The sequence below is a fragment of the Litorimonas sp. genome, from assembly GCA_029936425.1.
Taxonomy (GTDB): domain Bacteria; phylum Pseudomonadota; class Alphaproteobacteria; order Caulobacterales; family Maricaulaceae; genus Litorimonas.
This window is the reverse complement of sequence record JAPYSU010000013.1, coordinates 16850-38567: the sequence shown is the minus strand read 5'-3', so window position 1 is coordinate 38567 and position 21718 is coordinate 16850. Positions and strand designations below refer to the sequence as shown.

The following is a 21718-nucleotide window of genomic DNA, read 5'->3' as shown; positions in this document are numbered from 1 at the left end:
TCCTAATTCGCTACTATATTCACAATCCGGCCCGGGACAATAATGACTTTTCGGATAGTCAGACCTTCTATGGACCGAACAACACTTTCATCCGCTCTGGCGAGCGCTTCAATGTCGTCTTTTGCCATATCGGCGGGCACATTAATTTCCGACCGTCGCTTGCCATTAACTTGAACGGGCAGGGTGACCGTGTCTTCGACCAGCATGTCCTCATCCACCTTGGGCCAGGGCGCGTGATAGACGAGGTCGTCTCCGCCAAGCGCTTGCCAGCATTCCTCGGCCAGATGCGGCATGAAGGGCGCGATTGAGCGGATAAGGATGCCGAGCGCTTCCATTTTGGCATCGTCATTGGTCTTGTATTTGGACAGAGCGTTGGTCAGCTCATATATTTGCGCGACCGAGGTGTTGAAGCGGAAAGCTTCGATGCCGCTGGTGATTTTCTCCATTGCCTTATGCGCAAATCGGCGAAGCTCAAGGGCCTCGCCCGAAGCGTTTGCGGCTACGACCATTGGGTCGCCTTTTTCAACACCCGCGACAAGTGACCAGACCTTTTTGGAAAACCGCCAGGCGCCGATAACGCCGGATTCTGTCCATTCCACATCCCGCTCGGGCGGAGAGTCGGAGAGCACAAACCAGCGCGCCACATCTGCGCCGTAAGTTTTTATAATATCGTCCGGGTCGACGACATTTTTCTTGGACTTCGACATCTTGATGACATCGCCCTTGGTGACGGGCTTGCCTGAATTCAGATTGATAAGCTGTCCGTCTTTTTCATCGACATCAGCAGGAACAATAAAGTTCCCGTCTTCATCGGTAAAGACTGCGTGAGTCACCATGCCCTGAGTGAACAGACCCGCAAAAGGTTCGCCGCTTGGCAAGTCGAGCAGGCCGCAATCGCGCAGGCCGCGCGTAAAGAAACGCGCATAGAGAAGGTGAAGCACGGCATGTTCCACGCCGCCGACATATTGATCGACGGGGAGCCATTCGCTCGCCGCTTTTTTATCAAACGGTCTATCGTCCGTATTGCCGCCGGCAAAGCGCGCAAAATACCAGGAACTATCGGCAAATGTATCGAGCGTATCCGTTTCGCGCCGCGCCGCTTTTCCGCATTTCGGGCAATCGACATGTTTGAATGTCGGATGGCGGTCCAGAGGATTACCCGGAATGGTCAGGTCGATATTATCATAGGGCAGGGCAACTGGCAGGTCTTTTTCCGGTACGGGCAGGGCGCCGCAATCCTCGCAATGAATAACCGGAATCGGGCAGCCCCAATAACGTTGGCGCGACACGCCCCAATCACGCAGACGGTAATTTGTCACGCCGTGACCAAAACCAACTTCCTCGATAGCATCGATAGCTTTCGGAATACCTTTTTCTTTATTCAAACCATTTAGGAAGTCGGAATTAAATAATATGCCTTCGCCCGTATAGGCTTCGTTTTCGACGTCATAACTCTCCGCGCTCTCGCCCTCAGGGAGAACCACCGGAGTCACGTCGAGATCATATTTCCGCGCAAAATCAAGGTCGCGTTGATCATGAGCCGGACAGCCGAAAATCGCGCCGGTCCCATACCCCATCAAGACAAAGTTCGCGATCCAGACAGGAAGGGTTTTGCCGTCTATAAAAGGATGTTTAACTTTCAATCCCGTATCGAAACCAAGCTTGGGGGCAGTCGCAATGGCTTCTTCGGTTGTCCCGATTTTTGCGCAATCTTTCCGAAAACTTTCGATTTTAGAGTTTTGCTTAGCTAGTTTTTTCGTAAATGGGTGGTCAGGTGAAAGCGCAATAAAGGATGCGCCGAAAAGTGTATCAGGGCGGGTTGTAAAAACTTCAACGCCCATTTGAAACGGATTTTCAGTTGTTGCTAGAATGGCCTCAGGAGGCCCATAATCAGTAACCTCTAATATGTTTTGATGGGGTTCAGCCTCTGGTGAGGGCTGTAAATGTGCAAACGAGTAAGGTCTTGCCCATTCAAACCGCATCTCCAGCCCTTCGGACTTGCCAATCCAATTGGCTTGCATGGTGCGGACCTTTTCCGGCCAGCGATCCAGTGTATCGAGGCCTTCGAGAAGTTCTTCCGCGTAATTGGTAATTTTGAAAAACCATTGATCCATGTCGCGCTGCTCGACGACCGCGCCGGAGCGCCAGCCCTTGCCGTCAATGACCTGTTCATTGGCAAGCACGGTGTTATCGACCGGGTCCCAATTCACCTTGGCGGTTTTACGGTACACAAGACCCTTATCCCAGAATTTCAGGAAAATGGCCTGTTGCTGCTTGTAATAAGCCTCGTCGCAGGTCGCGAATTCGCGCGACCAATCCAGCGCAAAGCCAAGCCGCTGCATCGGCGCGCGCATGGCGTCGATATTGCCGTAAGTCCAATCTTTCGGATGGCCGCCGTTTTCCTTGGCCGCGTTTTCGGCCGGCATACCAAATGCATCCCAGCCCATCGGGTGGAGCACTTCAAACCCTTGCGCTTTTTTATAGCGCGCGACGACATCGCCCATGGCGTAGTTACGGACATGGCCCATGTGAATGCGGCCAGAGGGGTAAGGAAACATTTCGAGCGCGTAAAATTTCGGTTTGCCGCTATCGTCCTTGGCGCGGTAAACATCGCGTTCGGCCCAGACGTTTTGCCAGCGCGGCTCGACTTCTGCGGCATTATATCGGGATGTGTCTTTATCGGACATGAAAACTCTCGAACTCATTCAGATTATGATTGTAAACCTGTCTCTATAGCATCAGGCGCGAGGCGCAACGGCCCTAATGCCGCGCGGGCTAACAAAAATCCCGGCCCACAAACGAAAATCCCGGCACGCGGGGACCGGGAGAATTCACTTCACAGCTTTCCAAAATGCCTATTGGCTATCGACGGTCGCGATATAAAGCTGGCGGGCGCGTGTCAGGATAGAGTTTTCGATCTGACGAGCCGTATCGGCATCAACCGACGCGTCTGACCAGCCTGCGGGGCCGCGGGTTTGTTTGAAAATTGAGGCTTTCAACGCATCTGCGCGAAGCGCTGTGTCCAGAATATAGACATTGGCCTTGAAGCGCTCATTCGGGGCATTTTCAGACGCATACCAGTCTGTGACGATCACGCCGCCAAACGGATCGACTTCGGCCAGAGGCATAAAGTTGAGCGTTTCGAGAGACGCGCGCCACAAATAAGAATTCACACCCATATTCGGCGCTTGCGTTTGAGAGACAGCGCGGGCTTTTTTCTTGCCGCCAATACCTAGTGTGCCGCAGGCGGACAGGGCCGGGGCCGTGATAAGGGCAAAGGCAGCACTCAAAAGGAGAGGGCGTGAGAATTTGAAAGACATTTAAGGCTCCGAATATAAGAAAGCTTTTGCGGCTTATAACGTAAAATTTTGACAGGGCCAGACTCTGTTTGCAGGAAAGCGGTTTGGGCGGACAGAGAAAAACCCCTTAAGACTGCAGATTTTAAACTTTGTTAACCATTTTTTAGGGGGGACTCTGCCACACAAAAGGTTAATGCGGGCCTGTTGTGATTCTCTAGGCCCCAACGACAGAAAGCAGGAAGGCGGCAGATATTGACCCAGTCAAACTCATATGACGATCAGTCCCGGTTTGCTGCGCCTCGCTATGCTTATTTTCTAGGGCCGGTCATCGTCGCGGTTCTTGGCGGTATGACCATCGCCAGCGCGCAGTCGCCTTTTGCAAATACCGGAAATTCGCAGGCGTGGGAGACGCCCGAAACTCAAGCGCCTCAACCGCAGAGACGGGACCCGTCCCCGCAATATCGCGCGCCAGAGCAAAATTCTCAACGAGCCGTAACGTCTCAAGCGTACCCACCTCAAAACGCGCCCGCGTCCCGAGCAGCTCAACCCTCTCAAACACAAGCCCTGCAAAACTATCCCCCCAGCAGCGGATCCAGCCCGTATCAATATAGCGGCGCGCCTTCGGCCTCTCCTTTTGCGCCGTCCAAACCCGCGCAATACGGGACAGGCCAATATCCACAGACGCGCTCAACGCAGCCCAATGCCTATGTCCCGCCGGAGCAGTTACCGGGCCGTGGATATCCTGCGCCGCAGGGCTCGCCCTATGGCCAGACCTATAATCAGGCCTATGGTCAAGCCGCCCCGCAAAACTATCCTCCCCAAAGCGCTCCGCCGCAGAACTACCCTCCGCAATCCGGGCCTATGGCGCCGCGAAGCTGGAAAGACAGAATGGGGCTCGGTAATCTGACAACAATTCTCAGAGGCTTTATCAAAGGCGGCGTGGCGGCTGTCACCCGCGACGATGATGTGTCCTCAGAGTCCGACTGGAGCGAGGAGTTTGTCGGCGACGCCAAAGCGGAGTTTGAAGTCAGCGCGATCACCGATACAGGCTATGAATACGGCATAAATCTCGAGGGGCGGGCGCAATATGATAAATTCCGCCGCGGCTTTGGCGGCCGGATTACAGATTGTCCGCCGACCGTCGCGGGCTGTTCTTCGGCCCTGGTGAACGGCGTTCCGACCGCGCTTCGCGGACACACCTCCCGTTTCTACACCGATGGTCCGGACGTGGCCGAAGACGGACGCATTGCCCTCGAAAGCGCCCACTTATTCCTTCGCAGCGCTTATGGCGATGTTACAATTGGGCGCGATGACGGGGCGGCTTATTTGTTCAGTCTCGGCGCGCCAAGTCTTCTGGCTGTGGGGGCGTCAAACTCTTCTGTCGACTATACAGGGCTTGATAGCGTCAAAACCGTCAATGACGCGTCCGGATTTTCAGAGAAGGTTACCTATACCAGCCCGCGCCTTTTGGGTGATAGCATTGGCTTTGGCGTGCAATTTGGCGGATCCTACGCCCTCAATGCCCGCGCCTGCGGCGTCGATTATTGCGTCAAACGCAATGACGAAACCGGAACATTGGCTCCTGATCTGGAAGATATTTTCGAAGTCGGTCTGGCTCTCGACAGAACATTTGATAACGGCCTCTCCATTGAAGGCACGGCGACATATGCCAGAGGGTCAGAACAAAGCGGATTTGCCGGTCTGGATGATCTGGAAAGCTTTAATCTCGGGGCCGAGGCGTCCTGGATGGATATCACGCTTGGCGGATCATTTCTGCAATCCAATAACGGACTGCAAAACGGGGATTATGAGGCTTGGGACATTGGCGCCACCTGGAAGCCCTCTGACCTAGGCGTGACCCTTGGTTATGGCCATGCCAAGGATAAAAACGTCAATCTGACATCAGACCAATTTGTCGCCGGACTCACATATGACTTTGATAAATTCAGAGTGGGGGCAGGGGCCCAATATATTGAGCGCGAAACACAGGGCCTTTCAGGCACCACTTTGAGTCCGCAAAAGGAAAAAGCGACAGCGCTCTTTATTGAAGGCGGCTTCGAGTTTTAAGAACCCCTATTTTGTGAAAAGCTCCGGCTCCGCCGCCGCCATTTTCGCCCAATTGGGTTTCCGCTTGAACCACGCCTCCACAAAAGGGCAGCCGGGTACAACCTTATAGCCCAGATCGCGGGCGTCTTCGGACATGGCTTTGACAAGGGCCGTCCCGACGCCTTTGCCGCCCATGGATTTCGGCACGCCCGTATGATGGGCATTATAGAGATTATCGGAAATATTGGATAAAACCAATTCCGCCTCGTCCGAGTGGTCCGGCAGTGTGGCTTTGAACGTAATTGTGTCGCCGCCTTCTTCTTTGGTGATATCTATGTCTTTATCGGCCATTTTTGTCTTCCTTCAGGGCCCCGATAGCTGCAATTCCGGCAATATTTGTACCTATTAAGGCTGGGGCCGTTTGAACCGTGACCCCGCCCAGTGCAAAAATCGGGACATCCCATTTTTGTGTTCTCTGTTTTAACGCGTCAGTCCCGATGGGCGTTCCTGCACTGGGACTTTCGCTCGGAAAAATAGCGGACACCAGTAATCCGTCCAAAGCGGGCAGGGGCTCTGAATAGCGACCCTCTTTTATCGCCGCCAGCGTCAACAGGGCGCCGGGGTCATCGCTTCGCTTTTTGGTAATTCTTCCGAGATCAGCGCTGCGTTTAAAATGATGACCATCGGAAAGATCGGAATGGGTTTCAGAGCGAATAAGAAATTGCTGAGATTTGGCCCTCGTAATTTCCCGCAGCGCTTTGGCAAGTTGGGCGTCAAAGGTCTCAAACCGATAGATAACTGCGCAATGCTCCGGCAGGGCCTTGGCCCAGCTAATTATATCAGGCGTTCGAACCGGATCGCTCAGAGCGATAAGCGGGGAAAGACGGCAGGACTTAGAGTATGCCTGCCGAATTTTTAGCGCCTCCCGCCCTAAGGGATGGCTTTGCAAACCCGGCCAGGTTTCGTAAGGGGATGTCATGCCAGATACGACCACATCCGATACTACCACATCCAATATTAAGTCCAAGCGGGAAGAGGTTTTAAACCGAATGGGCGAGGCGGCAAAGCGTTCAGACCGCTCGGCCGAGGATATTGCCTTGGTCGCGATCAGCAAGGTGCAGCCTGACGCGCGGGTCGCGGCTATGCTCGAAACGGGACAGAAGATATTTGGCGAAAACCGGGTACAGGAAGCGCAGACCCGCTGGGGAGACACGTTCCAGTCTCAACGGGATGGGCTGGAACTGCGCTTGGTAGGCCCCCTGCAAAGTAATAAAACCCAGGACGCCGTCGATCTGTTTGATGTGATTGAAACGGTGGACCGAGAAAAACTCCTTAAAACCCTGGCCAAGGCGAAAGAGACGGCAGCCAATTTCCCGCGCCTTTATGTACAGGTGAACACAGGGGAGGAGCCGCAAAAGTCCGGCCTTTCACCTGAAGACCTTCCGACCTTCATCAAAAAAATGCGAGAGGAATATGATCTGACACCCGAAGGGTTAATGTGTATCCCTCCTCTGAATGAAGCGCCGTCACCGCATTTCTGGCTGCTCAAGAAATTGGCCGCGGATGTCGGAGTTGAAAAGCTTTCCATGGGAATGAGCGCCGATTTCGAAACAGCGATTGAAATTGGCGCCACGTCCGTGCGCGTCGGGTCAGCCTTATTCGGCGAGCGCGATTATTCATAAAGCCTGACCGCCATGTCTTGCTGTAGATGCGGCAGGAGGCGCGTCATGTCTTCCGGCGCAAATGCAATGCAGCCCAAAGTCCGCCGGTCATCCGGCTGCGCGATATGAAGGAAGACGGCGCTGCCCAAGCCGGCAGTCGGCGGGCTGTCATTATGGCTTATGACGAGAACAATATCATAAGCCCCGTCCTCTCGCCAAAGGGCTTCATGGCTCGCATTACAGGGGAGCTTGATAAAGCGATTATAGGCCGGGTCGGTAACGTCATCTGCCCAACCGTCAAGTTTTTCCATCGCCCGCCATGTAAGTGGGGCCTCAAAGTGCCGCGGCGGTCCGGGCAGTCTGTCCGCCCGGTAAAATCCCCACCGCAGATGATATAGACCAAGAGGGGATTTTGCATCCCCTTCACGGCCTTTGGCACCGTCAATATAGCCGCCCTTTCCAATGCGGCAAGGCAGGACAAGCTCTCCAAGGTTGGCGGTTTCTGAGGCGCAATTAATTCGTAATTCGGGTTTTTCACTCATGCACGCCTCTCTTTTTTGTGATGCCACTTGTATGAACTGCGATTAGCTTTAAGGCTGTTGAGGGAATAAAACACGCCAAAACTTGAGAATTTCCGCTAAAGGACGACTATTATGGCTGTGAAAAAAAGACTTCTACTGGTCGATGATGATGAAACTCTGCGGGCCGAGCTGGTAGATCAATTCGCGGTTTATGATGAGTTTGAAACCGTCGATGTCGGCACCGCGACGGACGGTATCAAAACCGCGAAAAACCAGACATTTGATTTGATCGTTCTGGATGTGGACCTTCCGGACATGCTGGGCACCGAGGCCTGCGAGTTGATGCGAAAGGCCGGCGTCGCGGCGCCTATTGTCATGCTGACCGGAAATGACGGCGAAATGAACGAAATTCTGGGCCTGAATTCCGGGGCGAATGATTATGTCACCAAACCGTTTCGGTTTTCTGTTCTGCTTGCCCGTTTGCGCGCGCATCTGCGTAGCTTCGAGCAAAGCGAAGAAGCCATTTTCCAGATTGGGCCTTATGCCTTCAAACCTGCCTTCAAGCGCCTCACCCCGCCACAAGAGGAAGGCGCGCGCCCGGTGCGCGATATTCGCCTGACTGAAAAAGAAACCAATATTCTGAAATATCTTTACCGCGCGGGCGGAAAGCCTGTTGCGCGCGAAGAGCTGTTGGAAGAAGTCTGGGGGTATAATTCCGGCGTCACAACGCACACGCTGGAAACCCATGTTTACCGCCTACGCCAGAAAATCGAGCCTGAGAAAGGCGTGGCGACCTTGCTCATGACAGAACCAGGCGGCTACCGGCTGGCTTTGGACTAATTAATTTTAAATTTTCAATCGTAATTAATGTCTGATTTTACGCCCATTTCTGAATATTTCTCGCCGAGTCCGGAAGACTTTCACTCGAAAATTCGCCCCCTCGGCCAACCTGCTATTTTGAGGCGGGTCTGTTTGGACTGGCCTCTGATTAAAAAGGCGAAAAAAGGCCCCGCAGCCTTATTCAGCTATTTGAGCGCCCAAGAAACGGGCCGCGAACTTCAATCTCTTCTGGCTCCGCCGGAGGTTAAAGGTCAGTTTTATTATTCAGAAAACTTTCGAACACAGAATTTTGAATATGTGCCGCAAACACTTTCGGCTGCGCTTCAGGACATTTTGAGAGAGTCGGCGGAAATTGGGTCGCCGTCACGATATGTGCAGTCTGTTCCAATGGCAGATTATATGCCTAGCGTTATTGCAGAAAATGTCATGCCTTATTTGAAGGATGTAGCTCCCAGAGCCTGGATCGGCGGAGAAACAACGGTTCAGACCCACTTTGACCCAAGCGAAAATATTGCTCTCGTAGTGATGGGGGAGCGAACCGCTACACTTTTCCCGCCGGAACAATTGTCAAATCTTTATCCCGGACCCCTCGAGACAGCTCCGGGAGGTGTTTTTGTCAGTACAGCAAATGTCGAGGAACCGGATTTTGAAAAACACCCCAGGTTTGAAAAGGCTTTGAGCGCAGCCCTTCGGGGAAAGCTGAAAGCCGGAGACGCGCTTTATATTCCCTATGGCTGGTGGCATCATATGCAGGCAACAGCCCCGCTTAATATGCTCATAAATTATTGGTGGTCAGACAGCCGCCCTCTGACAAACAACCCAAAAGCCGCTTTGCTTCATGCAATTATGGCGTTTCACAGCCTTCAACCCGAAGAAAGATCTGTCTGGCAGGGTGTTTTTGAAAGATTTGTATTTCGCCCCGAGGACGAAACGCCAATGTCCCATTTACCTGAAGAGGCAAGAGGTATGCTTGGGGGGCTAAGTGAAGCAGACCGCCGGGCCGCGGCGCATCAATTACTCACAGTTTTGGGGCCTATTCTGGGTTTATCTCCCCCGCCCCTCTCCTAACCTAATCTGTTAAATCCATGACCTGCGTAATCGGAACGTGGTCTGACGGTTTTTCCCAAATCCGGCAAGGCGTGTGGATTTCGTACCCCTCTCGACCCACCGCTTCGACGCAGGGTTTGAGCGCTGGGCTGACCCAGATGTGGTCCAGACGGCGGCCCCGGTTTGATTTCATCACGTCCCGCGCGCGGTAAGACCACCAGCTGTAAAGTTTTTCGTCGTCTTCGCGAAACAGCCGCGCCGTATCCGTGAAGTCATGCGTCGCTTGAAGCGTAGCCAAGGTTTCGACTTCCATAGGGGTATGGCTGACCACTTTCAAAAGCTGTTTATGACTCCAAACGTCATTTTCATGCGGCGCGATATTAAAGTCTCCGACCAGGACCTGCTGGTTATCGCCCTTGGCAAAGCGTTCGGTGAAATAAACGCGCATGGTCTCAAGAAAATCAAGCTTGTGCCGAAACTTATCATTTATTTCGGGATCAGCGATATCTCCGCCGGCGGGAATATAGAAATTATGAAATTCAAAGTCCTGATCGCAATTTTCGCCTTTGGCGATAACGCGTGTACTGACATGGCGGGCATGATCCAGCGGACAGAAGCTGGTCGGCAGGCGCTCCATGGGTAGGCGGGAGACTGTCGCCGCGCCGTGATAGCCTTTTTGTCCGGACACTTCGATATAGGGATAACCGGCTTCTTTGAACGCCTCGAAAGGAAATTGCTCTTCCTGGCATTTGATTTCCTGAAGGCCAAGTATATCCGGTTTCTGCTCCTCTAAAAAACGGATGACCTGATCGATCCGGAGACGAACGGAATTTATGTTCCAGCTGGCGAGTTTAATTTTCATAAGAGCAGGGATAGGCGGTTCAGGGCGCAATTGTAACCCTAAATGCCGCAATTTTAGGCCCTGTTTCCCAACTGTTTTCATGTTAGGTTTCATCTCGTGAAAAATGAATATGATATATTGATTGTCGGGGGTGGTCTGGTGGGTCAGGTGACAGCCCTGGCCTGCGCCAAACTTGACGGGCTGAAAATTGCTCTGGCAGATGGGCGGGATATTCTATCCAATACGTCCGGACAAGATGACGGCCGGGCCTCCGCGTTGTCTGCGTCTTCACTGCGGTTTTTAAACCGACTTGAATTGCCGCTTTCCAACCATTTGCAGCCGATGCATGACATGCTGATTACTGACGGAAATGTCGGAGACGATCCGGTTTGGCGATTGCATTTCGGGCCCGAAGTCTCTGACTCCGATACGGCTCAGATGATTGAGAACAAGCAGCTTTATTTAGCCCTGCAAGAGAAGCTCAAGTCAGCCGATCAGATAGACATAATCTCTCCGGCGCAGGTAAAAAATGTCACTCACACTATTTCCGGCGTAACGGCGGAAGTTGACGGTAAAAGCGTTACGGCAAAACTTCTCATTGCCGCGGACGGCGCGAAGTCAGGAATCCGGGGCGGCGCAGGCATCGCCATAGACGGGCGGCATTACGGACAAAGTGCTCTCGTCACAACGATCTCCCATAGCCTCCCGCATGACGGCCTGGCTTTGCAGCGTTTTTTGCCGGGCGGGCCGTTGGCCGTCCTCCCTCTCACGGGCCAGCGCAGCCAGATTGTCTGGAGCGATAAGAGCGCGGCCGTGAAAGCGGCAATCACCATTTCCGACGCCGACTTTTTGACGGAGCTGACTTTGCGGATTGGCGATCATCTCGGCGAGCTGTCTTTGAGCGCGCCGCGCCAAAGCTATCCACTTCACCTTCAACTCGCGCAGGATTATGTCGCAACACGCCTGGTTCTGGTCGGGGATGCGGCTCACGTCATTCATCCGCTCGCGGGTCAGGGGCTAAATCTGGGTCTGCGCGACGCGGCGACCTTGCATGATGTTCTCAAGTCTGCGCGGCAAACAGGGCAGGATATTGGCGGGGCCATATTGGGAGATTATCAGGATTGGCGGCGGAGCGACGTGACGGCGCTTGCCACCGCGACAGATGGGCTGTCTTATATATTCAATCCGTCTACATCTCCGTTACGCCGTCCTTTTGGCAAGGCGCTAGGCCACATTCGGCGATTAGGTCTTAGCGCCGTTAATGGGTCCGAGGGCCTGAAAGACCTGATTATGCGAGAGGCGGCAGGGGACTTAGGTGACCTGCCTGAACTTTTAAGCAAATAAACTCAGTTTTTTATTGCCCCCTCTTCCGATATGGAACGTAACTAAGTTACCATCGGACATTGTGCCCCGTTCCGATGCTTTGCCCTGTCACCTTCGCGTGTCAGGGCATTTTATTTGAAGTTTAGCGATTTCAGGAAGCTTTCCTTTCGACCTCGCCAGCGGACACCTCGAAAAACTGTGCGCGCCCCTGAAACGCCTCAAACAAATGACGGTCTGTGCCGGTCATAAAAAGTTGCGTCTCCAGGGCGAGGAGCTCCTCTATCATGGCGGCGCGGCGCCCTTCATCCAAATGGGCCGCCACTTCATCCAGAAGTAATATCGGTTTACGGCCTTGTTGCGCTCCCGATTGTTTAGACCGCGCCTGAGCCAGAAATAATCCGATTAACAAAGCTTTTTGTTCTCCGGTAGAGCAGTCTTCGGCGGGCATGGACTTGGCTATATGCGTTACTTTTAGATCGGATCTATGCGGTCCTATCAAGGTGCGCCCGGCCCGCTGGGCAAGGCTCCGGCCATCTCGCAGGGCTCGCCGAAGACTTTCTTCTACCACCTCAACATTTTGCCCTTCCAGAATTGCGGTTTCATAGTCTCCGTCTAGCGACAATCCGGCCTTCGGAAAGACGGTGTCACGCGCCGCAATTTCATCGCGAAGCGCTGTCAGAGTTATGGCGCGGGCCTCCGCAATTCGCGCGCCGTGATAGGCGAGATCCGTTTCCAAAGCGTCAAACCAGCGGGAATCATTGATTTGATCCGAAAGCAGACGGTTGCGTTCCGAACGGGCTTTTTCATAGCGGGAGCTTGTCAGCCCATGTCCGGAGTTATGCGCCATGGCGAATCTATCCAGAAATTTTCGGCGGTCTCCGGCCGGGCCTGTAAAAAGTCTGTCCTGGGCCGGGGTCAGCCACATTAGATTAAGTCGTTCCGCAAGCTGCGTCCCTGTCGCCGGGCTGCCATCTACACGAAGCACGCGGCGTCCGGGGTGTTCTGGAATTTGGCCTATATTGATACGGGTTTCATCCGGGAGGGTGACATTCAGGCCCCAGGCCGGGGCCTGCCCGGCGCCATCCCGTCTTGCAATATCGCTGACTTTTGCGCGCCGCAGACCGCGTCCGGGCGAAAGAAAGGAAAGCGCTTCAAGAAGGTTGGTTTTACCTGAGCCGTTCGGGCCGTAAAGTACAACAGGTTCCGGCCCGAAATTGATATCCAGCGAGCTGTAATTGCGAAAGTCTGAAAGGCGTAGAGACGCGATATAAGTCACACGTCACCTATAAATTCAAAAGCCTTCAAACCTTAAACACGAAGCGGCATGAGCACAAAAAGAGCGTCCGGGTCTTCGCTGTCTTTGACCAAAGCCGGGCTGGCCGGGCTGTCGAGATAGAAAGTCGCGTCGCGGCCTTCGATCTGCGCCGTCACATCAAGCAAATATTTGGCGTTGAACCCTATTTCCAGCGCCTCTTCGCTGTAATCGACTTTAAGCTCTTCGCGTGCATGGCCGGATTCAGGGTTATTCACTGTCAGAGCCAGATTGTCGTCGCCCAGGCCCATTTTAATAGACCGAGATTTTTCTGCTGAAATGGTCGAGACGCGGTCTACGGCATCAGCGAAAACTTTGTTGTCGATGGTCAGTTCTTTCGGGTTGTTCTTTGGGATGACCCGCTCGTAATCCGGGAAAGTACCATCTATCAGTTTAGACGTCAGAACCGCGTTTCCGGTTGTGAAGCGGATTTTGGCCTCGGACACGCTGATGGCGACTTCGGCGTCAGAGCCGTCAATCAGGCGGCGAATTTCCGCAACTGTTTTGCGCGGGACAATGACGCCGGGAAGTCCGTCTGCGCCGGCAGGCAGCTCCGCCTCGGCCAGAGCCAAGCGGTGGCCGTCTGTTGCGACGCAGCGTAATTTACCCGCATTGGCGTGCATATAAATGCCGTTGAGGTAATAGCGCGTTTCTTCGGTCGAGATGGCAAATTTTGTTTTGTCGATCAAACGCAGCAGAGCTTTGGCCGGCAGAACGAACTCATGTGTAAAGCCTTCCGCCGTCATTTTGGGGAAGTCTCCGGAGGGCAATAGCGGCAGAGTGAAGTGGGCGCGCCCCGCATCGACGTCGAGACGGTCTTCACTATTTATCTGCAAAACCACCTGCGCTCCGTCAGACAGTTTACGAACAATGTCATAGAGCGTATGGGCCGGGGCAGTAATCTGGCCCGGTTGGCTGACATCGGCCTCTGTCGCTTCGGACATTTCAATATCAAGATCGGTCGCCACCATATTAACCTGGCCTTCTTCGGCGGTTATCAGGACATTGGACAAAATCGGGATCGTGTTGCGGCGTTCCACAACATTCTGGACATGGCCCAAGGCCTTCATCAAGGCGCTGCGTTCAATGGACAGTTTCATCTGCTATGTTCCATTCTATTTGGCATGTGGGAAAGGCTTTCGACCCCTTCCGAAAACGTGGAGGCTAACCATAATCATGCGTGGGTTATAGGCAAGAGGCAATGCCGTGAGAGGTGGGGAGAAATTACGCTTTGAGCCAGAGAAAGGGACTCCGGCAAAATTGAATTTCAAAATGTGCTAATGCCGCTCTTTTCCATAAATCCGGACTTCAGGCGCAATAACAGACTGTCATCGGCATAGGCAGTATAGGGGAGGCTGTAACTCTGAGCGTCTTTGTTCTTCCATGAGGTCTCAAAATAGCTTTGGGCCTCTGAAAAGACCTCCGCCTCTGCCGGCCCTGTCACGACCACATTGGTTTCCAGATTATAATTATTTATATTGCGGCGCGTATAATTGGCTGATCCGGCAATCATGACGGACTCCCCTTGCTCAGCTGTGAGCAGAAGCATTTTTGTATGAGACTGCTCCCCTTTAACATTGGCCCAACGAATTTTTATGTCCTGTTTGTGAAGTTTGGCCGCAACAGGACGGTTGGGAACGCCGTCTTTTTCATGACCGAATGCATCCTTATTAGGATCCAGTAGTAAACGCAGATTCGCGCCCCGTTCCTTGGCCGCCAGGAGAGCCTCAATAATGTCGTCTTCGGAGAGATAGAACATTATCAAATCTATCTGATCGCCGCGGCCGGCCGCGTTTATATGGTTGAGCACAGAAGCTTTGATGGCGCGCTCCGTGACGATTTGAACGTAAGCTTCGGCGTCACGTTGAGGCGCGGGCTTGGGCAAGGGGATGGGGGCCCGGCCCGATAAAGCCAAAACCGCATTTTCGGTTTTAAGCAAATCTATCGCGGCTGCGCCCGTAAAACGGACGGCTGTGTTTCGATGAGCGCTACTGCCGTCATGGGGATTTGCCGAAGTGACAAGACCGGCGTAACCGGACGGTGTATCGGCGAAGAGGGTTTTTCTGTGATTGGCTTTGAAATTGGCGAGCGCCAAATAACTACGCGCAGTGACCTTGCCCTGCCCCAGCGGGTTCGGAAATACACCTCCTGTTTCATTGCCAAACGGGCGAATAAAAAGTCGCCAGAACCAGGAATAGATCGGATTGCTATCCCGCAATGGCGCAAGGTCAGTCATCACGACATCAATTCCTGCCGCCCGCATGTCCTGAAAATACGCCGACTCCTGCCCTCCGTAAATTGTATTCAGGGGGTCAGTGATGACCACAATCCGGATATCGGGATAGGCGGCCTTTTGCGCTAAGAGAGCCGCCGTCAGTTCCGAGGAGAGAAGGCGGTGCCTTTCCGGCTGCGGGCCTTGAAAGTCATTGAACAAAAACATGTCCAATATAACGAGCCGCCGGGCCTCGCCTATAAGTTCAAAAACAGCGTCAAAGATTTCGTGATCAAGCTGGCGGTTTCCGGCCTCATCTATCCAGGAATTATCGCCGAGAAAGGTCACTTCTGAAGCCGGGAATTTCTGGCCGGTATGGGCAAGGCCTTCCGGTAAGGGTTTATAGCTGTGACAAGCCGCAAAAAATGCGATAAAAACAAAAATAAGAAGGGCAATAGACCTTTTAAGATATTTCATATCAGGATCAAATCCTTGCCCCGGGAATAAAGGCCTATCAAAAGCCCCGCCCCCAAGAGGGCGCGGCCCTTATGCCTTTAAAACGCCTTCAACCGTTTCAATTTGCGCGTTGAATTCCGTATCCGCTGCGCGAAGCTCATCTATTCGTTTGACGGCGTGCATCACCGTGGTGTGATCGCGTCCGCCAAAACGTCTGCCGATATCGGGCAGGGAGCGCTTGGTCAGTTTTTTGGACAGATACATGGCGACCTGCCTTGGGCGGGCAATGACCCGCGCGCGGCGCTTGGACGTCATATCTGTGAGCGTAACATTAAATTCCTCGCAGACGGCGCGTTGAATTCGGTCAACGGTCAGGCGTTGTCCGGCCATGTAACGAGAGTCTGACAGGGTTTCCTGCACAGTTTCCAACGTAATTGGCGTGCCGAGAAATTCGCTTTGCGCCACAATCTGGTTAAACGCGCCTTCGAGGTCGCGCGGCGTGGCATTCATGCGCGCCGCAAGATGGTCGCGGGCGGTTTGCGGGATGGCGAGAGCCGGATTTCCGGAAGCCCGGCGGCGCTGGATCAAACGATCCAATATGCGCAGACGCAATTCGTAATCCGCCGCGCCAATGCGGCAAACCAGACCGGAGGATAGATAGGATTTCAATCGATCAGATGCTTTGTCGATTTTATCGGGGTGACGGTCAGCGGCGATCAGAATCTGACGTCCCTGCGCGACCAGGCTGACTAATGTGTGGAGGAGCTCCTCCTGAGAACCGGGCTTATCTGCGATAAAATGGGCGTCGTCGATAATCAGAAGATCCACATCGCGAAGACTCTTTTTAAAGTCATCTATGGCGTCCCGACCTCCGCCGCGAACGGAAGAGACAAAGGCGGACACGAAACTTTCCGAAGAAATCAGTTTTACGCGATAATTCGGATCAGACTCTGTGATCGCGTCCTCAATGGCATGAAGCAAATGGGTTTTGCCCATGCCGTTGGCGCCGTGAATAACAATAGGATTATATTGCGGCGCGCGGCAGGACGCAATCTGGCGCGCCACGGCAAAGGCCAGCTCGTTAGATGCGCCCACAACGAAATTATCAAAAGTAAAACGGTCCCGCGGGTTTTCGGTTTTAGGGGCGGATGTTTCTAAACTGGCTTGAGCCGCCTGACGTGCGGACGGATTAATCGGCCTTAAAGGCTGCGCGGTATCGACCGATTTATGTGAGCCCTGACCTCTTGACTGGCCGCTTGTTTGGGCCGTCCGATCAGTTGCTGCGGAAAAAATAATATCACGCGGCGGCGCGACCATATCATATTTTTTCCAGAGACGGCGCACTGTGTCCGCATAATTGGATTCAATTTTGGACGCAATGAAACGCGAGGGAGCCGCAAGAGTCACGATACGGTCATTGGCCTGGCTAACGCGGAGCTGGCCCGTCCAGGAGCGGTGCACATTAGGTCCGAGCGCATAGCCAAGATCGGTTTTTACTTTTGCCCACGTATTGTTAGCACTCTTCAAAGGCGGTTCTCCCGTATATAAATCGGGTGTGGTATTTTGATTAGAAATATTGGACAGTTTGGGACTGACTTTCGCATCCTGCATTGAAATTTACTCCGCACGAACCCAGAGGGTAAATTGACTAAACCCTTGATTATTATAAATATTTCATGGATCCAACCGGGAAGGTGATACCCTTCTCCGTCCAGAACTCCCTCGACCGCCAGCTTCCCCCCATGGCCGCTGACCTCCCTAATAAACCGACTCTTTTCGCTCCCGTCAACGGCGAAAAGTCCTGATTCTTTATGCCTTTTCTGTTGACTCAAAAAAACGTAAGAATCTCAAAAAGCTGGCGTTGCAAAAAATTCATATTTCTTAAAAATTTTATCAGACAATGTTTCAAAGCTACACATTTTGAGTGTCAGCGCTGTCTATTTGAGCAGAGCTATCAGCCCAACTTTCTTCAACGAGCGGATTAGCCGTCCTTGGGAGCCCTCAAAATTTCAGACATAAAAAAAACCGGGCTATTGCCCGGCTGTATAAATTTTAGATTGGCGGAAAGCCGAAAGCAATAAGGCTTACCCGATGGCTTTAACGCGCTTGTTCAAACGAGAAATTTTCCGGGCCGCAGTATTTTTGTGAAAAATCCCCCGATTGACAGCACGCATCAAAGCCGGCTCAGCTTTTTTCAGCGCCTCATTCGCAGCAGACTTGTCGCCGGCTGTGATCGCATCTTCAACGCGGCGCAAAAACGAGCGAACTTGACTGCGACGATTCCGGTTGACCTCGGTCTTGCGGGCCATTTTACGGACGTTCTTCTTGGCAGATGACGTATTTGCCATGTTATTCCTCTATCTTCATATCCTAAAGAGGCAGATCCATTGATCTACCCGAATTTCAAGCGCCGCCTATACGCGCCCGAATTGACCCCGTCAACTCTGCAATCGCAGAGACTTACGGGATTTAAAACCGGTTCGTTAAAACTCAGCGCTGTAAGAGTAAATCGCCTATTTGTTTTTAAAGTGGGGTTTGCGCTTTTCAATAAAAGCGGCCATGCCCTCTTTCTGATCCTGTGTCGTGAACAGGCTTTGGAACAAGCGGCGCTCAAACCTTATGCCCTGTTCCAGGGTCATATTGAACCCGGCATTGACGGTTTCCTTGGTAATCATGGCCACGGGCTGGCTTTGGCCGGCAATCTTTGTGGCCGCTTCCTTGGCTTCGCTCATCAGATCATCAAGTTTGACAATCCGGCTAACGAGTCCGGCGCGTTCAGCCTCTTCGGCAGGCATCATCCGGCCCGTCAGGCAGAGGTCCATCGCCTTGGCTTTGCCGACAGCGCGCATCAGCCGCTGCGTGCCGCCAATACCGGGCATCACGCCCAGATTTATTTCAGGCTGACCAAATTTGGCGTTATCTGCCGCGATGATGAAGTCGCACATCATCGCAATCTCGCAGCCCCCGCCGAGCGCGTATCCGGCAACCGCGGCAATGATAGGTTTGCGAAAACGCTCAATCGCGCAGTGGTTTTCCTCAAACGTGTCGTTTTTATAAATTGAGAGATAATCATTCTGGGACATTTCCTTAATGTCCGCGCCTGCGGCAAAGGCTTTCTCGGAACCGGTCAGAATAACGCAGCCAATCGCGTCATCTGCCTCCAGGGCGGCAAGCGCGTCCGCAACTTCGCCCATCATTTCAGTATTAAGGGCATTTAGCGCCTTGGGTCTATCCAGCTGGATAACAGCAACCCCGCCATCGCGCGTCAGATCAATCAATTTGTAAGCCATAACTCTCTCTCGTTTAGGGAATATTGCCCTTTTATTGTGAACGGGTTGTAACGCAGGAGACCCAAGGGTGGCAAGGCGTGTTCCCTTCTGCCGAACTGGCCTCAAGTTTGGCAGTTTCGGCAGAAAAAACTGCTGCGTCCGCTTTGTACAATTCGCTGTATCGGCGCCGCGCAGGCGGGGCAAGGCTGTCCTTCCCGTCCGTAAACGTCAAAACTGTGCTGAAAATAGCCCAGCTTTCCGTCCGTATTGGAAAAGTCCCGGAGAGAGCTCCCCCCGGCTTCTATCGCTTCGGAAAGAACATCTTTAATGTTGCGGGCAAGAGCATCGGTTTCGGCCACTTTCAATCGTCCGGCGGCGCGGCGCGGCGAAACCCCCGTTCGGAACAACGCTTCGCAGACATATATATTACCCAGCCCCGCGACCACGCGCTGGTCAAGCAAAGCCGCCTTGATTTTGGAGGTCTTACCGCGGAGCGCCTCGCGCAAAACCGGGCCGTTGAAAGCATTCGAAAGCGGCTCCGGCCCGATATGGTCAAGACGGTAAGCGGCTCCCTTGGCGGCGAGTTCCATAAAGCCAAAGCGGCGCGGATCATTGAACGTAATGAGCGTACCGTTTTCCATTGTAAAAACAACATGGTGGTGTTTCGGATCCGCCTTGTGCTCATGCACAAATCGAGCGGTCGGGGCGTTTTCGATTATAAAGCGTCCGCTCATGCCTAAATGCATAAAAAGACGTTCCCCGCTGGACAGCTCGGCCTGTAGAAATTTGGCGCGTCGGGAGAGACGGATCAGGCGCTGACCTTGCACTCGGTCTATAAATTCAGGGTCAAAGGGAAAACGAAGGTCTGGACGGTTTAAAGTGACCGTTTGAAAGACATGTCCTTCCATGACGGGAGCAAGCCCGCGCCGAACCGTCTCAACTTCGGGGAGCTCTGGCATGGCGCCTCTCCTCACTTAAACCTGTAATCTCCGGCTATGTATTAACAGCCGGATACAACAGGCAGATTAGGATGCAGATCCCGTACTGACGGCCACCATAGCAGCGCGCAAGGTGCGGTCTCCGAGTGTAAAGCCGGTTTGCATGACTGTTGCGACATGGCCTTTTTCTTCGGAAGACGGGATATTGGCAACGGCTTGGTGGACATTAGGGTCAAATTTGCTGCCAACCCCGGCCACCGGTTTCACGCCATGACGGGAGAGCACCATGATCAGGTCTTTTTCTGTCAATTCGATACCGTCCACGAGGTTTTTGGCGTTTTCGCCCAAATCGCTTTTATCTGTGCCTTCGAGCGTCGATAAAGCACGGGAGAGGTTGTCGTGTACCGAGAGCATGTCCTGGGCAAATTTTTCAATCCCGAAGGTTTTTGCGGCTTTCACTTCGCGTTCGGCGCGGCGTTTGGTGTTTTCGGCATCCGCCAGAGCGCGAAGAGACTGATCCTTGATCTTGGCGATTTCGGCTTCCAGTTCCTGAATGCGCGCAATAGCGGCAGCCCCGGCATCGGGGGCGTTCGTGTCGAACTCGGAATTGGCTTCTTCGGCGCTTTCTGCTTCGAAATCCGCTTTGGCAGCCGCTTCGGCGTGAGCGCCCAGACTGGTTTCGCCCAGATTTATTTCATGATCGCCCATGCCTTTTTTGGCTTTCTCTATTTCGGCCTGCAGGGCGTCCAGTTCGGAGTCGCTCGGAAAATCATCCATGCCTTTTACGTTTGGCATGGTCGGTTTTTTCGGGTCGGACATATCTGTCTCTCTTTATCTTGCATTCGGGCCGAGCCTGCGCCCAACCAGTTGTGCGGTATAATCCACCATGGGAATAACCCGCGCGTAATTCAGGCGGGTCGGGCCAATCACGCCCACCGCCCCTAAAATGTTTTGAGCCGCATCACGGTAAGGCGCGATGACCAGGCTCGATCCCGACAAAGAGAATAGGGGATTCTCCGTGCCGATAAAAATCTTTACACCGTCCGCTTCTTCGGTCCTGTCCAGAAGGGCTATCAGTTCTTCCTTGCGTTCCAAATCCTCGAATAAGAGACGGATGCGCTCCAAATCGGTTTGCGCTTCCAAATTGTCAAGGAGTTGTGCCCGTCCGCGCACGATTAAAGCGCGTTTATTGTCAGTTGCCTCCTCGCTTCCTGACCATTCGGCCAGTCCTTGCTTGATAAGGCCTTCGGCAGCGGCGTCAATTTGGGCCTGACCGTTTGCCATTTCTTCCAAGATATCGGCGCGGGCCTCTTCCAGGCGGCGGCCTTTCAGGCGGGCAGACAGAAAATTCCCGGCCCGTTCCAGTGAGGCGGGCAAGAGACCTTCGGGTCTCGGCATGAGGCGGTTTTCAATTCGCCCGTCCGTATAAACAAGTACGACCAGCGCCTGCCCGTCATCCAGAGCGACAAATTCAACGTGGCGTAAGGGCGGAGATTGCGGCGCGGCAGAAGGGCTGAGAACTAGGCCGGCACCGCCGGCCAATCCGGCGAGCATTCCGCTGGCTTGTTCCAGAAACTGATCCGAGGATTGCTCTGTTCCTGCCAGTCTGGCTTCGAGTCTCTGGCGTTCGGCCCCGCCCAAATCTCCGATTTCTAAAAGACCATCGACAAACAGGCGCAGTCCGGCCTGAGTCGGGACCCGTCCTGCGCTGACATGGGGCGAGGCTAATAAGCCGTATCGGGACAGCTCGGCCATTGTGTTTCGTATTGTCGCCGGAGAGAGGGATCGCCCGCCGGACAAGGCCAGCGTTTTTGACCCGACGGGGACGCCGGTCTCTAAATAGCTCTCGACAATGTCGCGGAAAATATGCCGCGCGCGGCTGTCGAGGTCAGACAGCGTAAATGTAGAGAAAACATCACTCATATCGGCTCTTATGTGGTCAGTTTCCGTAAG

20 protein-coding genes are annotated in these 21718 nt (G+C 53.4%); 5 read left to right on the top strand and 15 right to left on the bottom strand.

Annotated features, from left to right (window positions below; translation table 11 throughout):
- Window positions 1–2 precede the first annotated feature (2 nt).
- Together leuS and ACN0IC_RS11170 are read right to left on the bottom strand one after the other, a co-directional pair.
- Window positions 3–2687, bottom strand: a complete 2685-nt coding sequence (gene leuS / locus ACN0IC_RS11175; RefSeq protein ID WP_416878863.1) for a leucine--tRNA ligase — start codon at window positions 2685–2687, stop codon at window positions 3–5.
- A gap of 168 nt (window positions 2688–2855) precedes the next feature.
- Window positions 2856–3320: a DUF3576 domain-containing protein gene (locus ACN0IC_RS11170; protein ID WP_416878862.1), complete on the bottom strand. Its 465-nt coding sequence runs from the start codon at window positions 3318–3320 to the stop codon at window positions 2856–2858.
- Window positions 3321–3551: 231 nt separating this feature from the next.
- Between ACN0IC_RS11170 and ACN0IC_RS11165 the strand changes: the two genes are divergently transcribed.
- Window positions 3552–5366 (top strand): porin, encoded by a 1815-nt coding sequence (locus ACN0IC_RS11165; protein WP_416878861.1) that lies wholly within the window; start codon window positions 3552–3554, stop codon window positions 5364–5366.
- Window positions 5367–5372: 6 nt separating this feature from the next.
- Here ACN0IC_RS11165 and ACN0IC_RS11160 read toward each other — a convergent pair whose 3' ends face one another.
- Together ACN0IC_RS11160 and ACN0IC_RS11155 are read right to left on the bottom strand one after the other, a co-directional pair.
- Complete coding sequence (locus ACN0IC_RS11160; protein ID WP_416878860.1) at window positions 5373–5696, bottom strand: GNAT family N-acetyltransferase; 324 nt, start codon at window positions 5694–5696, stop codon at window positions 5373–5375.
- Window positions 5686–6324 (bottom strand): thiamine phosphate synthase, encoded by a 639-nt coding sequence (locus tag ACN0IC_RS11155; RefSeq protein ID WP_416878859.1) that lies wholly within the window; start codon window positions 6322–6324, stop codon window positions 5686–5688. The genes ACN0IC_RS11160 and ACN0IC_RS11155 overlap by 11 nt, the downstream gene beginning before the upstream one ends.
- On the opposite strand from ACN0IC_RS11155, the gene ACN0IC_RS11150 reads away from it, so the two are divergent.
- Window positions 6323–7027 (top strand): YggS family pyridoxal phosphate-dependent enzyme, encoded by a 705-nt coding sequence (locus tag ACN0IC_RS11150; RefSeq protein WP_416878858.1) that lies wholly within the window; start codon window positions 6323–6325, stop codon window positions 7025–7027. The two genes, ACN0IC_RS11155 and ACN0IC_RS11150, sit on opposite strands and share 2 nt — an antisense overlap.
- Here the strand turns inward: ACN0IC_RS11150 and ACN0IC_RS11145 are convergent.
- The gene (locus tag ACN0IC_RS11145) at window positions 7018–7548 is read right to left on the bottom strand and encodes a L,D-transpeptidase family protein (protein ID WP_416878857.1); all 531 of its coding nucleotides are present in this window, start codon (window positions 7546–7548) and stop codon (window positions 7018–7020) included. The genes ACN0IC_RS11150 and ACN0IC_RS11145 overlap by 10 nt on opposite strands.
- A 111-nt stretch (window positions 7549–7659) precedes the next feature.
- Here ACN0IC_RS11145 and ACN0IC_RS11140 point away from each other — a divergent pair, with 111 nt between their 5' ends.
- Together ACN0IC_RS11140 and ACN0IC_RS11135 are read left to right on the top strand one after the other, a co-directional pair.
- Window positions 7660–8367 carry a response regulator transcription factor gene (locus tag ACN0IC_RS11140; RefSeq protein WP_416878856.1) on the top strand — a complete coding sequence of 236 codons (708 nt, stop codon included), beginning with the start codon at window positions 7660–7662 and terminating at the stop codon, window positions 8365–8367.
- A 27-nt stretch (window positions 8368–8394) separates the two neighbouring features.
- Window positions 8395–9435: a cupin-like domain-containing protein gene (locus tag ACN0IC_RS11135; RefSeq protein WP_416878855.1), complete on the top strand. Its 1041-nt coding sequence runs from the start codon at window positions 8395–8397 to the stop codon at window positions 9433–9435.
- Between the two features lies 1 nt (window position 9436).
- Here ACN0IC_RS11135 and xth read toward each other — a convergent pair whose 3' ends face one another.
- A complete protein-coding gene (gene xth / locus ACN0IC_RS11130; protein ID WP_416878854.1) occupies window positions 9437–10357 on the bottom strand; it encodes an exodeoxyribonuclease III in 921 nt (306 codons plus the stop codon).
- A 15-nt stretch (window positions 10358–10372) separates the two neighbouring features.
- Between xth and ACN0IC_RS11125 the strand changes: the two genes are divergently transcribed.
- On the top strand, window positions 10373–11599 hold the full coding sequence (locus tag ACN0IC_RS11125) for an FAD-dependent monooxygenase (RefSeq protein WP_416878853.1): 1227 nt from the start codon (window positions 10373–10375) through the stop codon (window positions 11597–11599).
- A gap of 130 nt (window positions 11600–11729) precedes the next feature.
- On the opposite strand, the gene recF is transcribed toward ACN0IC_RS11125, so the two are convergent.
- The 9 genes from recF to hrcA all read right to left on the bottom strand — a co-directional run bounded on the left by recF (window position 11730) and on the right by hrcA (window position 21688).
- Window positions 11730–12854 (bottom strand): DNA replication/repair protein RecF, encoded by a 1125-nt coding sequence (gene recF, locus ACN0IC_RS11120; RefSeq protein ID WP_416878852.1) that lies wholly within the window; start codon window positions 12852–12854, stop codon window positions 11730–11732.
- A gap of 32 nt (window positions 12855–12886) precedes the next feature.
- Window positions 12887–13990, bottom strand: a complete 1104-nt coding sequence (gene dnaN, locus ACN0IC_RS11115) for a DNA polymerase III subunit beta (protein WP_416878851.1) — start codon at window positions 13988–13990, stop codon at window positions 12887–12889.
- Between the two features lie 167 nt (window positions 13991–14157).
- Window positions 14158–15579: a phospholipase D-like domain-containing protein gene (locus ACN0IC_RS11110; RefSeq protein ID WP_416878850.1), complete on the bottom strand. Its 1422-nt coding sequence runs from the start codon at window positions 15577–15579 to the stop codon at window positions 14158–14160.
- Between the two features lie 69 nt (window positions 15580–15648).
- Window positions 15649–17169 (bottom strand): chromosomal replication initiator protein DnaA, encoded by a 1521-nt coding sequence (gene dnaA / locus ACN0IC_RS11105; RefSeq protein ID WP_416878849.1) that lies wholly within the window; start codon window positions 17167–17169, stop codon window positions 15649–15651.
- Between the two features lie 473 nt (window positions 17170–17642).
- Window positions 17643–17906 (bottom strand): 30S ribosomal protein S20, encoded by a 264-nt coding sequence (rpsT, locus tag ACN0IC_RS11100; protein WP_416878848.1) that lies wholly within the window; start codon window positions 17904–17906, stop codon window positions 17643–17645.
- Between the two features lie 165 nt (window positions 17907–18071).
- Window positions 18072–18848: an enoyl-CoA hydratase gene (locus ACN0IC_RS11095; protein ID WP_416878847.1), complete on the bottom strand. Its 777-nt coding sequence runs from the start codon at window positions 18846–18848 to the stop codon at window positions 18072–18074.
- A 101-nt stretch (window positions 18849–18949) separates the two neighbouring features.
- Entirely contained in the window at window positions 18950–19786 is an 837-nt protein-coding gene (gene mutM / locus ACN0IC_RS11090; protein WP_416878846.1) for a bifunctional DNA-formamidopyrimidine glycosylase/DNA-(apurinic or apyrimidinic site) lyase, read from the bottom strand.
- A 66-nt stretch (window positions 19787–19852) separates the two neighbouring features.
- Window positions 19853–20584, bottom strand: coding sequence for a nucleotide exchange factor GrpE (gene grpE, locus ACN0IC_RS11085; RefSeq protein WP_416878845.1), 732 nt, complete (start codon window positions 20582–20584; stop codon window positions 19853–19855).
- A gap of 12 nt (window positions 20585–20596) precedes the next feature.
- Complete coding sequence (hrcA, locus tag ACN0IC_RS11080) at window positions 20597–21688, bottom strand: heat-inducible transcriptional repressor HrcA (protein ID WP_416878844.1); 1092 nt, start codon at window positions 21686–21688, stop codon at window positions 20597–20599.
- Between the last annotated feature and the right edge of the window lie 30 nt (window positions 21689–21718).

Bases quoted from the DNA above. Each gene is read 5' to 3' on its own strand.
- leuS (WP_416878863.1), bottom strand. From the start codon at position 2,687: ATGTCCGATAAAGACACATCCCGATATAATGCCGCAGAAGTCGAGCCG.
- ACN0IC_RS11170 (WP_416878862.1), bottom strand. From the start codon at position 3,320: ATGTCTTTCAAATTCTCACGCCCTCTCCTTTTGAGTGCTGCCTTTGCC.
- ACN0IC_RS11160 (WP_416878860.1), bottom strand. From the start codon at position 5,696: ATGGCCGATAAAGACATAGATATCACCAAAGAAGAAGGCGGCGACACA.
- ACN0IC_RS11150 (WP_416878858.1), top strand. From the start codon at position 6,323: ATGCCAGATACGACCACATCCGATACTACCACATCCAATATTAAGTCC.
- ACN0IC_RS11155 (WP_416878859.1), bottom strand. From the start codon at position 6,324: ATGACATCCCCTTACGAAACCTGGCCGGGTTTGCAAAGCCATCCCTTA.
- ACN0IC_RS11145 (WP_416878857.1), bottom strand. From the start codon at position 7,548: ATGAGTGAAAAACCCGAATTACGAATTAATTGCGCCTCAGAAACCGCC.
- ACN0IC_RS11140 (WP_416878856.1), top strand. From the start codon at position 7,660: ATGGCTGTGAAAAAAAGACTTCTACTGGTCGATGATGATGAAACTCTG.
- ACN0IC_RS11135 (WP_416878855.1), top strand. From the start codon at position 8,395: ATGTCTGATTTTACGCCCATTTCTGAATATTTCTCGCCGAGTCCGGAA.
- xth (WP_416878854.1), bottom strand. From the start codon at position 10,357: ATGAAAACAGTTGGGAAACAGGGCCTAAAATTGCGGCATTTAGGGTTA.
- dnaN (WP_416878851.1), bottom strand. From the start codon at position 13,990: ATGAAACTGTCCATTGAACGCAGCGCCTTGATGAAGGCCTTGGGCCAT.
- ACN0IC_RS11110 (WP_416878850.1), bottom strand. From the start codon at position 15,579: ATGAAATATCTTAAAAGGTCTATTGCCCTTCTTATTTTTGTTTTTATC.
- dnaA (WP_416878849.1), bottom strand. From the start codon at position 17,169: ATGCAGGATGCGAAAGTCAGTCCCAAACTGTCCAATATTTCTAATCAA.
- rpsT (WP_416878848.1), bottom strand. From the start codon at position 17,906: ATGGCAAATACGTCATCTGCCAAGAAGAACGTCCGTAAAATGGCCCGC.
- ACN0IC_RS11095 (WP_416878847.1), bottom strand. From the start codon at position 18,848: ATGGCTTACAAATTGATTGATCTGACGCGCGATGGCGGGGTTGCTGTT.
- mutM (WP_416878846.1), bottom strand. From the start codon at position 19,786: ATGCCAGAGCTCCCCGAAGTTGAGACGGTTCGGCGCGGGCTTGCTCCC.
- grpE (WP_416878845.1), bottom strand. From the start codon at position 20,584: ATGTCCGACCCGAAAAAACCGACCATGCCAAACGTAAAAGGCATGGAT.
- hrcA (WP_416878844.1), bottom strand. From the start codon at position 21,688: ATGAGTGATGTTTTCTCTACATTTACGCTGTCTGACCTCGACAGCCGC.